The 11,999-nt window shown below is 72.2% G+C and carries 10 protein-coding genes and 1 pseudogene; 1 reads left to right on the forward strand and 10 read right to left on the reverse strand.

The annotated features are described in order from the left end of the window. Window positions 1–3: 3 nt before the first annotated feature. The 9 genes and pseudogenes from AB0J88_RS24350 to pepN form a co-directional block, all read right to left on the reverse strand. A complete protein-coding gene (locus tag AB0J88_RS24350) occupies window positions 4–696 on the reverse strand; it encodes a hypothetical protein (RefSeq protein WP_364358104.1) in 693 nt (230 codons plus the stop codon). A 271-nt stretch (window positions 697–967) separates the two neighbouring features. Continuing rightward, window positions 968–1,966, reverse strand: a pseudogene (holA, locus tag AB0J88_RS24355) (DNA polymerase III subunit delta); the annotation flags it as partial. Between the two features lie 93 nt (window positions 1,967–2,059). Continuing rightward, on the reverse strand, window positions 2,060–4,633 hold the full coding sequence (locus tag AB0J88_RS24360) for a ComEC/Rec2 family competence protein (protein WP_364358428.1): 2,574 nt from the start codon (window positions 4,631–4,633) through the stop codon (window positions 2,060–2,062). Between the two features lie 65 nt (window positions 4,634–4,698). Beyond that, window positions 4,699–5,541: a helix-hairpin-helix domain-containing protein gene (locus AB0J88_RS24365; protein ID WP_364358107.1), complete on the reverse strand. Its 843-nt coding sequence runs from the start codon at window positions 5,539–5,541 to the stop codon at window positions 4,699–4,701. Between the two features lie 199 nt (window positions 5,542–5,740). After that, window positions 5,741–6,583: a DegV family protein gene (locus tag AB0J88_RS24370; protein ID WP_364358110.1), complete on the reverse strand. Its 843-nt coding sequence runs from the start codon at window positions 6,581–6,583 to the stop codon at window positions 5,741–5,743. Between the two features lie 160 nt (window positions 6,584–6,743). Next, on the reverse strand, window positions 6,744–7,367 hold the full coding sequence (locus AB0J88_RS24375) for a histidine phosphatase family protein (protein WP_364358113.1): 624 nt from the start codon (window positions 7,365–7,367) through the stop codon (window positions 6,744–6,746). After that, complete coding sequence (gene rsfS, locus AB0J88_RS24380) at window positions 7,364–7,786, reverse strand: ribosome silencing factor (RefSeq protein ID WP_364358116.1); 423 nt, start codon at window positions 7,784–7,786, stop codon at window positions 7,364–7,366. The genes AB0J88_RS24375 and rsfS overlap by 4 nt, the downstream gene beginning before the upstream one ends. 172 nt (window positions 7,787–7,958) lie before the next feature. Then, window positions 7,959–8,570, reverse strand: coding sequence for a nicotinate-nucleotide adenylyltransferase (nadD, locus tag AB0J88_RS24385; protein WP_364358119.1), 612 nt, complete (start codon window positions 8,568–8,570; stop codon window positions 7,959–7,961). An 18-nt stretch (window positions 8,571–8,588) separates the two neighbouring features. Beyond that, window positions 8,589–11,072 carry an aminopeptidase N gene (gene pepN, locus AB0J88_RS24390; RefSeq protein ID WP_364358122.1) on the reverse strand — a complete coding sequence of 828 codons (2,484 nt, stop codon included), beginning with the start codon at window positions 11,070–11,072 and terminating at the stop codon, window positions 8,589–8,591. Window positions 11,073–11,174: 102 nt separating this feature from the next. Between pepN and AB0J88_RS24395 the strand changes: the two genes are divergently transcribed. Further along, the gene (locus tag AB0J88_RS24395) at window positions 11,175–11,396 is read left to right on the forward strand and encodes a DUF397 domain-containing protein (RefSeq protein ID WP_364358125.1); all 222 of its coding nucleotides are present in this window, start codon (window positions 11,175–11,177) and stop codon (window positions 11,394–11,396) included. A gap of 26 nt (window positions 11,397–11,422) precedes the next feature. Here AB0J88_RS24395 and AB0J88_RS24400 read toward each other — a convergent pair whose 3' ends face one another. Further along, window positions 11,423–11,944 carry a hypothetical protein gene (locus AB0J88_RS24400; RefSeq protein ID WP_364358128.1) on the reverse strand — a complete coding sequence of 174 codons (522 nt, stop codon included), beginning with the start codon at window positions 11,942–11,944 and terminating at the stop codon, window positions 11,423–11,425. Between the last annotated feature and the right edge of the window lie 55 nt (window positions 11,945–11,999).

An 11,999-nucleotide genomic window follows, 5' to 3' on the forward strand; every position in this document is an offset into this window, starting at 1 on the left:
GAGCTATTCGTAGCGGCGGCTCGCCGAGTGGCGGGCGCGTTGGGTTGGCGTGTCGAAGACGTCTGCCGCCCATTCGCGGGCGGTGGTGGTGCGGGCCGGCTTGCCGTGGTCGAGGTCGACCGGTGGTGAGTTGACGGCCGCGGCCGAGTTGGCCGGTCGGGCGGCGGGGATGGCGCCACCGTGCGGCGCGCGGCGGGCTCCTTGGCTCGGCTCGGGTTCGTCGTCGTCGTCGGCCCAGTCGTCGTCGAATCCGGTCGTTCCGCTGTCGGCGCCGACGGTTGCCGCGTCGGCTGTGGCAACCGTCTCCGGCAGAGCGGAGCGGTAGACGCGCCCGACATTGTCGGTGCCCGCACCGCCCGGAACGGTGGCGCGGCCGATCGTGCGGAAGGGTCGCATAGGGCGACGGGCGGACGCGCCTCCGGTGCGCGTCGCGGCGGCCCGGACGGCGGCGCCAGCGACGAGGTCGTTGATTTTGACCATCGCGGCGATGCAGATGGGCAGGAGCACGACGCCCCACATCGGGATGAGCTCGGCCAGCGCGAGGATCACCGCGAAAGCGGTCGCACCCTCCAGGAAGACGAAGCAGACCGTGGAACTGGGGTTGAGGTGCCGCAGGCGCAGCGCGCGGGCGTAGAAGGGTCTTCCGCTCTCGGCACCGGCCGGGGCGAACTGGGCCGCTAACCGCCGCGCGATCATCGGCCACCGCCTCGTCGCCGACCCACCGCTGCACGACCGTTCACAAGCCGCCCGAAGTCTCCCCCGGACAGGCCGCCTGTCGCGGCCCGCCGGGCCATCACCGGCCACCGCCTGGTCGCCGGCTGGCCGTGGCCGAACCGCCGCGGCCCGCGGCCGCCGCGCGAGCAGCCGCACGACCGTCCATGGGCCGTCCGGAGTCCGCGCCGGCCGGGTCCGGTCGGCGGGTCGGGCCGCCGTGCGTGTCGCCTGAGTTGTTGCCGCCGTCGGCGGACCGCGCGGCGGCTACGGCGAAGATGGCGCGCTCCAGTGCGTAGCCGCGGTCGTCGGCGCCGCCCTTGACCGCCGCGTTGCAGTCGGCGGCGGCGCGCATCGCGACGACCAGGCCCTCCGGCGACCAGCCTCGGCCCTGGCGCTGCGCGCGTTCGATCTTCCACGCGGGCATGCCCAGCGTGCTCGCCATCTGGTAGGCGTTGCCCCGCCCCGCCGAGGCGACCCGTGCCACCGTGCGGACGCCGTCGGCGATGGCGTCGGCGATCGGCACGGGGTCGACACCGACGTGCAGCGCCCAGCGCAGCGCCTCGAGAGCGCCGGGCACGTCGCCGACCATCGCGGCGTCGGCCACGGTGAAGCCGCTCACCTCGGCCCGCCCGCGGTAGTAACGGGCAACCGTCGCGGCGTCGATCCGGCCTTCGACGTCGGCCAGCAACTGCGAGCAGGCGGCCGACAGGTCGCGTAGGTCGTTGCCGACCGCGGCGAGCAACGCCTCCGCGGCTTCCTCCGAACCGCGGGTGCTCCCTCGCCGAAGCTCCTCGCGGACGAACGCCACCCGGTCGCGGTGCGACTTGAGCTTGGCCGCGGTCACCACGTCGGCGCCGGCACTGCGCAGACCCTCGGCGAGCGCCTTGGCCCGCCCGCCGCCGGTGTGGGTGACGACGAGAGTCACGTCGGGATCAGGGTGCTTCACGTAGTCGAGCAGCGCCGTCACCACGTCCTTGCGGGCGTCCTGGCCACCTCGGACGACCAGCAGGCGACGACCGCCGAACAACGACGGGCTGATCATCTCGGCCAGCTCACCGGCCGCGAGCGCACTGGCGTCGTACTGCCGGACATCGGTCGACGCGTCCGCCGCCCGGGCGGCTTCGATCGCCTTGTCGACGGCACGCGTCACCAGCAGTTCCTCGTCGCCGAGCACGAGTTGAGTTGAGGGAAGGCTGCCGGTCACCGGGCCATACTCGCATGCGCCCCTGACGGACCGAACGTCCTCACCCATATGAGTTGTCGATCACTCATCAACCGCAAATCACGACAAATTACTGTGCGACATGACGTGTGCCACGTTGCGCCGATCATCCCGTACACGGGATCAATGGTCCCCGCGAGGCCCGCCCGCTGCCACGACCGCCAGACCACCTCCCCTCCGGACGACTGCCAGGTCACCGGCCTGGTCGGTACGCAGTACCCGAGCGCCACCCCGCGTCAGCCGCGCCAGCAGCGCGGGGTTCGGATGGCCGTAACCGTTATCGACGCCCACCGACACGAGCGCCACCGCCGGATCGACGGCGTCGAGAAACGACAGCTCCTGGTACGCCGACCCATGGTGGGCGACCTTGAGCACCTGGGCACGCAGCGCGGAACTGCCGAAGTGGTCGATGATCACCCGCTGCTCCTCCTCTTCGGCGTCGCCGGGAAGCATGACGCCCACCCCGTCGACTGTCGCCCGGAGAACGAGTGAGTTGTTGTTGGGATCGGACCGTGTTCCGGCCATCTCCACGGGCGGCCCGAACACGACGAGGTCCACGGCGCCCACCGTTAGTCGCCGTCCCGCGTCGATCACGGCGACGGTGGCACCGGCCTCCGCCGCGGCGTTGACGACCTGGTCCCGCCCGGCCGCCGGCTCGGCGTGCCGCGGTGTGGCGACTGCCTCAATCCGGCGGCCACGGCCGATCCCCTCGACGCCACCGATGTGATCCGCGTGGAAGTGGCTGACGACGAAGAGGCGCACGGTGCGCACGCCGAGCCGGTCGAGGCAGCCGTCGGCGGACGCCGGATCCGGCCCGGCGTCGATCACCACGGCCGTCGCCGAGCCCGCGGCGAGCACCGCCATGTCGCCCTGGCCGATGTCACAGGCCACGACCACCCAACCGGCGGGCGGCCAGGTGCTGGTGAGCACCCGTACCGGCAGAGCACCGACCACCGCCGCGACCGTCACGACGGCGACCAGCCGCCGAGCCAGCCGGCGCCGCATGGCGATCAGCAACACCACGGTTAGGGCGCCCAGCAGCAGCCCGCCGCCGACGCCACCCGGCCAGGGCAGGCTGCCCATCGGGGTGCTCGCGCCGTGACGCGCGATCAGCACCAGCCACCGCGCGGGCCAGTGCGCGACCCAGGCGAGGAAGCTGGCACCGGCCGGCCAGACCGCGGAATCGATGGTGGCGAAGACCCCGAGGACGGTCGCCGGCGCGACGGCCGGCGCGGCCAGCAGGTTCGCCGGGATCGACACCAGGCTGACCGCGCTCGACAGGCCGGCGACCACCGGGCCACACGTCACCTGGGCGGCGGCGGGGATCGCGAGCGCTTCTGCGATGCCGGGCGGTACCCGCCGCCGGCGCAGCCAGTCACGCATCTTCGGCGCGAGCAGGAGCAGACCGCCGGTGGCGAGTACCGACAGCGCGAAGCCGGCGTCGCCGGCCAGCTCGGGGTCGACCACCACCAGCACGACGATCGCGGCCGCCAGTGCCGGCACGGCCGCACGGGACCGCCCGCTCGCGAGCGCCATCAGCCCGATCGCGCCCATGGTCGCGGCCCGCACGACGCTCGGCGACGGACGCACCAGGATCACGAACCCGACCAGCGCGACTCCGCACAGGATCGCGGAGGTCCACCGACCGGCCCGGCACCAGCGGGTGACGAGCAGCACGAAGCCGATGATGATCGCGACGTTGGCCCCCGAAACCGCGGTCAGGTGCGTAAGGCCGGTGGTCTTGAAGTCGTCGGCCACCGCCGGGTCGAGTCGGCTGGTGTCGCCGAGGACCAGGCCGGGCAGCAGACCGCCCGAATCGGCGGGCAGGCCCGCACAGGCCCGTTGGAGGCCGGCCCGTAGGGAACCTGCGGCCCGCTGCGCCCACGACGGTCGACCGACCAGCTCCGGAGCGGCACCGCTGGAGATGACCGCCGCGGTCAGGTCACCGCCGCGCGGGTTGTCGAGCCGCCCCTCGACCCGTACGCGCTGGCCTGGCAACGGCGCACCCCACGCATCGTGCGTAGCGAGCACGAGGACGCGCGCCCGGACCTCGAGCTGCCGATGGTCGTCGGTGACCGGTCGTAGCCGCCGGAGCTCGGCTGCGACGGCGTACATCGGTCTGTTCGCACCCCCGATCAGCCGCGGGTCGTCGCGCACGACGATCTCGGCGATCACCGACGTCCGTTCGTCGGCGAGGTCGGTGAGGGCCGGCGCGTCCCGCACGGCTACCCGCGCCGCGGTCGCGCCCGCGCCGCAGACGGCTCCCAGCAGGATCGCGACCGCGATCCGCCGCCGCACCGGCCCGTCCCCCGCAGATCGCAGCGCGCGCGGCAGACGCCCAAGTCGCGTGGCACCCATTGCCGCGATCCGCCGTGGCGCAGGCCCGTCAGCGGCGGCGCGGGAGCGCCGCATACCGCCGCCCAACGCGCCGGGGTGGGTAACCCGCCTGCCGCCACCTACCCCGGAGGGGTGGCTACCCCGCCTGCCGCCAGCCAGCGCGGCGGGATGGGGAGCGCGCAGCCACCGACGCATCCCGGCGACCGGCCGCTCCTGCGACCCGTCGCGCGGGCCTGGAGCGCGGCCGCGGGTCAGGTGCAACAGCGTCGCGAGCACTGCGGCCACGGCCGCGATCACAACGCCGGCCCTGGCGGTCAAGTAGAGCGCGGCAAGGGCCGTCAGCCAGGCGCCCAGGGCCATGCCGACCAGGCGCAGGTCCGGCGGCGGGCGCTCGTTGGCAGCCGACGCATGCTCCGGGCGGCTGGTCACACCGTCACCAGCTCTTTGAGGTCCTCGTAGCGGCTCGCTCCGATGCCGTCGACGTTGCGAAGGTCGCCGACGGACTTGAAACCGCCTTTGGCCGTGCGGTGGTCGAGGATGCGTTGGGCCAGAACGGGACCGACGCCGGGCAGACTGTCCAGCTCGGCCAATGTCGCGGTGTTGAGGTTGACCTTGCCGCCGGCACCGCTGTCGGACCCGGTGCCGCCGGCGGGAGCACCGGTCACCGCGCCCGGTGGTGGCGTGACGCCGATCAGGACCTGTTCGCCATCGGTGAGGTGGCGCGCGAGGTTGACCGAAGCCAGGTCGGTGCCGGGCAACGTGCCGCCGGCCGCTTCGACCGCGTCGGCCACCCTCGCGCCGGCCGGCAGGCGCACGAGGCCCGGATTTCGGACCTTGCCCGCTACCGACACCACGATCTCCGTGGCTCCGCTGGTCGCTGGAGGGACGGCATCGACCGCCGGTGGCGGGGACACGGCCGCGACGGGCTCGACCTTCGGGCGTGCCCGATAGGCGAAGAACGCGGCCACCAGCACCACGACCGCGGCGACGACGGCCAAGGCCTTGACGCCGCGCCGGCCGGGGTCGAACGGACCCGGGCCACCGCGCGCACGCGGCTGCTCGGGCGTCGGTTCCGGGCCGAACCCCTCGGGGCGGGGACTCTCCGGCGGCGTGAGGTGCGGCCACGTGGTCGCGAGCGAGGCCGGGTCGTCGAGGCCCTCGAACGGCGACCGTAGCGGCCGGGTCAGCGCCGTGTAGGGGTCAGCGGGGTTCGGCTCGGCGCGCAGCCGTGCCAACCGTTGGCGTACGAGCGTCTCGTCATCGGACACGCGGGCGACGTTAGGGCGAACGCATCACTCGATGTGCGCCGTCCATCGCAGCCTGTGGATAACTCCGTCCCTGTGGATAACCGAAAAATCTTGGCCGTCCTCTTCGACACTGGGTCTCCAACGCGGCACGAGGAGGGAGCCAGATCATGAGTTCGATCGATACCGCGGGGCCGGCCGACCGGCGGCCACGAGGCGGGGGCTACGGACGGCGGTGCACGACCACCGAGGCCAGACCAGGGCCGACGTGCGCGGCCACGGCGGCACCGACCTCCGTCACGTAGCAGTCGTGCAGGCGCGCGCCGAGCCGCTCCGTGAGCGTCGCGGCGAGCTCGTCCGCGCGCTCGGCGCGGCCGAGGTGGTGCACCGCCAGGTCCACATCGGCGTCGCCGGCGGCTTCCACGGCGAGGTCGACCAGGCGGGAGAGGCCACGGCTGGCGGTGCGCACCTTGTCACGCAGGACGATGCTGCCCTCGACCATGTTGAGGATCGGCTTCACCGACAACGCGGTGCCGAGCAACGCCGACGCGGCGTTGATGCGGCCACCTCGACGGAGGAACTCCAGGGTGTCGACGTAGAACAGCGTCGAGGTGCGGTCCGCGGTCTCGACCGCCGCGCGACAGACCTCCTCGGCGTCGGCACCAGTGTCGGCCGCCGCGCTCGCCGCGAGCGCGGGGAAGCCGAGGCCCATACCGGTCGACTTCGCGTCGACGACGGAGACGACGGGGCCGATCTCGGCCGCGGCCAGCCGGGCGGCCTCGATCGTGCCGGACAGGTGCGCCGAGAGGTGCACGGAGACCACGGCCGACGCGCCGTTGTCGAGCAACTGCTGATACACGGCCGCGAACGCGGCTGGTGACGGACGGGAGGTGCTGACCGAGACCCGGCGGCCGCCGAGGGCGCGGGCCACTTCGGCGGGCGAGACGTCGACGCCCTCCAAACCCTCGACGCCATTGATCACGACAGTCAACGGCACCACCGACACCGCCGCCTTCACGGACGGTGGCAAGTAGGCGGTGGAGTCGGTGACGACCGCTACGGACATGCCGGCACGTTAGCCGAGATCAGCCGGCGACGCCGACGATGCGAGGAAGAAGGTTTCGCGGTGACCGAAGACGAATCCGACAAAGCTCAACCACCCTGGTCTAACCGCATGGGCGGCGGGCGCCGAGCCGGTGGACGGCGGGCGCCGAGCCGGCGGGCGGTCAGCTCTGGCTCGGTGCGCCGACGTTGTGCGCGGTCAGCTGCCAACCGGTTCCGCCTACGCGGCGGGAGCGGTCGGTCAGCTCCGTCCAGTGACAGTTACGCAGGGACCCCAACGTCCGGGTCGCCTCGTTGGGCCAACCCAGCAGGGCTCCGCAGCCCTGTCGGGCGGCACCGCCGTGCGTGGTCACGACCACCGTGCCGCCAGGCGCGAGCTCAGCCGCGTCCTGGAAGGCCTCGAGGACGCGCTTGGCCAGGTCGTCCAGGCTCTCGATGCCGCAGCCGGGCGACGGGTTGCCGGCGCGCCAGCGGGCGTACTCGGTGGGGTGCCGCTCCTCGATGTCGGTCAGCAGGGCGCCCTGCCACTCGCCGAAGTGGCGTTCGCGCAGGCGCTGGTCCGGGGTGATCGACAGGCCGGTCAACGACGCGAGCGCCGATGCCGTGTCGTGCGCCCGTGAGAGATCACTGCTGACGAGGACGTCGGGATGGAAGGACGCCAACACGGCGGCCGCGGCCGCGGCCTGGTCGCGGCCACGGGCGTTCAAGGGCGCGTCCGTCTGGCCCTGGACGCGGCCGCCCGCGTTGTAATCGGTGTTGCCGTGCCGCCAGACGAGCAGTCTGGTCATTCGGCCGGGCTCGCCTCGTCGCCGGTAGCGGCGGCGGGGGCGGCCGGCACCAGATCGCGGTCGACGAACGGGATGGTCGGGCAGTCCTTCCACAACCGGTCGAGCGAGTAGAACTCGCGCTCCTCGGTGTGCTGGACGTGCACCACCAGGTCGACGTAGTCGAGCAGCACCCAACGGCCGGCCCGCTCACCCTCGCGGCGGACGGGCTTGGCCTTCTCGGGCAGGTTCAGCAACGACTCCTCGATCGCGTCCACGATGGCGAGGACTTGGCGCTCGTTGGGCGCGGAGGCGATAAGGAAGGCATCTGTGATCACCAACTGGTCGGCGACATCGATGATGACGATGTCTTGCGCCTTCTTGTCGGCAGCGGCCTGCGCGGCGGCGAGCGCCAGCTCGCGCGTGCGGTCGGAAGCGGTCACCGTGCTCCTCTGGTCGACGACATTCCCTTCAAGCCTCTCACATGCCGCAACGTGGTCCACCCAAGCGTCCTCGGCGAGGGTGACCCGCCCGCACCGCGGCGCCGGCTCGACGTCCAGCCAGCCTCGGTCGTCACCTCAGCCACGACAACCACGCCGGCAGTCCTCGACCCCGTCAGGAGGCGCGGTAAAGATGCCTTTTCGCGATGTATTGGACGACTCCGTCCGGCACCAGGTACCAGACGGGCTTGTCGGCAGCTACCCGCGTGCGGCAGTCCGTGGAGGAGATGGCCATCGCCGGCACCTGGATCATCGACACCGCGTCGGCCGGCAGATGGTCGTTGTTGAGCGTGAAGCCCGGCCGGGTGACCGCGACGAAGTGCGCCAGCTCGAACATCTGGTCGGTGTCTTTCCACGACAGGATGCGCTGCAGCGCGTCCGCGCCGGTGATGAAGAAGAGCTGCGTCTTGGGTCCGTACATGGCACGGATGTCACGCAAGGTGTCGACGGTGTAGGTGGGGCCCTCGCGGTCGATGTCGACCCGGCTGACGTGAAACCGCGGGTTGGACGCCGTGGCGATCACAGTCATGAGATAGCGGTCCTCGGCGGGCGACACCTCGCGGTGGTCCTTCTGCCAGGGGTTGCCGGTGGGCACGAAGACCACCTCGTCGAGCGCGAAGTTGTCGGCGACCTCGCTCGCCGCGACGAGGTGGCCGTGGTGGATCGGGTCGAACGTGCCACCCATGATCCCGACCCGGCGCACACCGAGATCGTCGTTCGCGTTCATGACCGGATCGTATGCCTGTCACCTCGCCCGGGCGGCCAGGGCGAGACGAAGGTCATCATCATTGTCGATCACTATGCGGCGCAGCCCCGGCGGAAGATCGTCGCGGGTGAGCATCGCCGCCGCCAGCTCGCGGGTGTGGGGTTCGACGGCGTACCGGGGAAATGCCAGGTCCGCGAGCCGCTCGGCGGCGTACGGCGTGCGCCGTTGGGCGGCAGCCGGCATCTCCAGGAAGTACCGCTCGACATAGGGCGCGGTCAGCTCCACCTGCTCCGGCTGGAACAGCCCCCGGCCGTTCGCCTCCAGCAGCCGGTTGGAGAGCTGGTCGTCGTTGATCACCGCGTGCCAGGCGGCCGCCTTGGCCGCCGGGTCGGGGCGTGCCGCCCGGGCTCGGGCCGCCCACTCCGCCCCCGCCGCGCTGCGGTCGGCGGCGAGCTCGGCCTCGATCCGGTCGGTGTCGATCGCGCCGAGCACGGCCAGCCGCAGGACGATCCGCCAGCGGAGGTCCGCGTCGACCTCGATCGCGTCGGGCACACCCGCGCCGTCGAGCCAGCCGAGCAGGCGCCCAGCGTCGACACTGGCGTCGACCAGCGCCCGCATCGCGGCCAGCCGCCGCGAAGCTCCGGCGTCGGGCATGCGGACCAGCTCCTCGCACACCGACGCGACCCGGGCCAGCGCCGCCGCGCGCCCGGCCGCAGGCAGGTAGCGGTCGATCAGCGCCCGCCCCTGCAGGAGCGCGTCCTGGACGACGATGACCTCGGACTCCGCGGGCAGCGCCGCCGACAGCAGGTCGACGAGGTCGGTGACGGGACGCTCGGCGTCGCGCACAGCGTCGATCATGGAGGTCCAGACGACGGCCCGGCTGAGCGGATCGCGCAGCCCGGGCAACACGGCCGGCACCGCCGCGGCCGACGTCTCGTCGAGCCGGACCTTGGCGAAGGTCAGGTCACCGTCGTTGAGCAGCAGCAGGTCGGCGGCCGGTTCGTCGCGCAGCTCCGGCACCTCCGTGCGCTCGCCGTCGACGTCAATCTCGACCCGGCGCCGCAGCGTCGTCGCACCGCCGTCGCCGCGGTCGTAGAGGCCGAACGCGACCCGGTGCGGGCGCAGCACGTCGCCGGACTGGACCACCGCCACGCCGCCGCCGGCGGGTGCCTCGACTCGCAAGGTGTTGACGCCGGCCTCGCGCAGCCACACCGCGGCCCATGCCGACAGGTCGCGCCCGCTGGCGGTGGTCAGCGCGTCGAGCAGGTCGGCCAGCGTCGCGTTGCCGAACGCGTGCGTCTGGAAATGCGCGCGGAGGCCGGCCAGGAACGCCTCGTCGCCCACCCAGGCGACGAGCTGGCGCAGAGCGGAGGCGCCCTTCGCGTACGAGATGCCGTCGAAGTTGACCAACGCGTCAGCGGAGTTCGGCACGCTCGTCGGCGCGACGGGGTGGGTCGACGGCCGCTGATCGGTCTCGTACCCCCAGGCCTTGCGCCGCATGCCGAAGCTGCTCCACGCGGTGCGGAACCGGGTCGCCTCGGCGGTCACCCGGATTCCCATGTATTCCGCGAAGGACTCGTTGAGCCACAGGTCGTCCCACCAGCGCATCGTGACCAGGTCACCGAACCACATGTGGGCCATCTCGTGCGCGATCGTGATGGCGCGCAACTCGCGCTCGGAGTCGGTGACCGCCGACCGGAAGACGTACTCGTCGCGGATCACCACGAGGCCCGGGTTCTCCATCGCACCGGCGTTGAACTCGGGCACGAAGGCCTGCTCGTACTTGCCGAACGGGTAGCGGTAGCCGAACAGCTCGTGGAACTTGTCGAGACACTGCCGGGTGATCTCGAAGATCTCGTCGGCGTCCTTGTCGAGGTGCTCGGCCGACGACGCCTTGCAGTAGAGCGCCAGCGGGATGCCGTCGTGCTCCGAGCGGACCACGTGGTACGGGCCGGCGATCACCGTGACGAAATAGGTCGCCAGTGGCTCACTCGGGGAGAACTCCCAGGTGGTGGTCACGCCGGCGGGCGTCGAAGACGCGACGGGGGCGTTGGCGGCGACCGTCCACCCGGCCGGCGCCGTCACCCGCATGGTCACCGGCGCCTTGAGGTCGGTCTGGTCGAAGCAGGCGAAGATGCGCTGCGCCTCGTCCAGAAAGGACGTGGCGTGCAGATAGACGCCGCCGTCGGCCGGGTCGACGAACCGGTGCAGACCCTCGGAGCTGTTGGAGTACGCCATGTCGGCCTCGACCGTCAGCACGTTGTCGGCGCGCAGGTCCGTCAGCGCCAGCCGGTTGCCGTCGAGCGAGGCCGGGTCCAAGGGCGCGCCGTTGAGCGTCGCCGCATGCAGACGAACGGGCTTGACCTCGGCGAACGTCGCGGAGCCGGGCTCGGTCGCGCGGAATCGCACCGTCGTGGTCGACCGGAAATGGTCGTCGCTGGTCACATCGAGATCGATCGCGTACGACTCGACGGTGATCGCGGCCGCCCGGTCGGCCGCTTCCTGCTGCGTCAGGCTGCGCATCCGCCTATCGTGCACGAACGCGTGCAGGCCGGGCGACCCCACCCTGATGCGGTATAGCCTGACTGTCCGCCCCCGCGGCCCGAGCATCCGAGGAGCAGCGCGATGGCACACCATCCCAAGGGAGACTTCGACCTGACGCGCGCCAACTGGCAACGCTACGGCGAGGTATCGGCGGAGCGCGGCGCGGTCGAGGTCGCGTTCGTCGACGATCTCATCGGGTTGCGCAACTCGGCCGACCCGGAGGGGCCGGTGCTGGTCTTCACGCAGGCCGAGTGGGACGCGTTCGTCGCCGGTGCCCGCGACGGCGAGTTCGACCTGGCCTGACGACGCCGGCCGGACGACGAACCTGCTCATGCCGCGGCCAGCAGGTCGCGGATGAGCCGCATGTCGCTGATCCGGGGCGCCAGCGCCCGCAACTGCAACGCCAGGTTGGTGGCCGCCAGGATCGGCTCGTCGTCGGGCAGGTCGTAGCCCATTCGTTCACGCAGCCACGGCGACACCTGCGCCCAGCTGTAGTAGCTGGTGTCCCGGTCGGGTTCGAGCGGCGCCGGGAACCCACCCGGACCGCGCCGGCCGAGAGCCCAGAGCCGGACGATCTCACGCGAGCGGCCGATCCGCGCGCCGATCTCGGCCAGGGTCAGCCAGTCGCGGTCGGCCACCCGTACGACGTGCAGATCGGTCCTGGTCTCCACCTCGTTGATCGCGGTCGCGAGGGCGTCGGCCAACCCGGCCGCGGGACGGTCGAACGCCAGCCGGTGCGTGCCGTCGTCGCCGGCCTGGGGCATCGGCGGCGCCGGCAACGTGGCCAACCCGCGGCGCTGGATGAGGCCAGGTGCCCGGTCGACGACCAGCAGGAAATGTTGGACTCGCATCGCCGCCTCCCCCGTCGGGCGCCCCGTGCACCCGCTCGTGGATGACTCTTGCCGC

The organism is Asanoa sp. NPDC049475, from assembly GCF_040676915.1.
GTDB lineage: Bacteria > Actinomycetota > Actinomycetes > Mycobacteriales > Micromonosporaceae > Asanoa.

Coding starts and splice junctions, on each gene's coding strand:
- AB0J88_RS24350 (WP_364358104.1), bottom strand. CDS start 696: ATGATCGCGCGGCGGTTAGCGGCCCAGTTCGCCCCGGCCGGTGCCGAG.
- AB0J88_RS24360 (WP_364358428.1), bottom strand. CDS start 4,633: ATGGCCCTGGGCGCCTGGCTGACGGCCCTTGCCGCGCTCTACTTGACC.
- AB0J88_RS24370 (WP_364358110.1), bottom strand. CDS start 6,583: ATGTCCGTAGCGGTCGTCACCGACTCCACCGCCTACTTGCCACCGTCC.
- AB0J88_RS24375 (WP_364358113.1), bottom strand. CDS start 7,367: ATGACCAGACTGCTCGTCTGGCGGCACGGCAACACCGATTACAACGCG.
- nadD (WP_364358119.1), bottom strand. CDS start 8,570: ATGAACGCGAACGACGATCTCGGTGTGCGCCGGGTCGGGATCATGGGT.
- pepN (WP_364358122.1), bottom strand. CDS start 11,072: ATGCGCAGCCTGACGCAGCAGGAAGCGGCCGACCGGGCGGCCGCGATC.
- AB0J88_RS24395 (WP_364358125.1), top strand. CDS start 11,175: ATGGCACACCATCCCAAGGGAGACTTCGACCTGACGCGCGCCAACTGG.
- AB0J88_RS24400 (WP_364358128.1), bottom strand. CDS start 11,944: ATGCGAGTCCAACATTTCCTGCTGGTCGTCGACCGGGCACCTGGCCTC.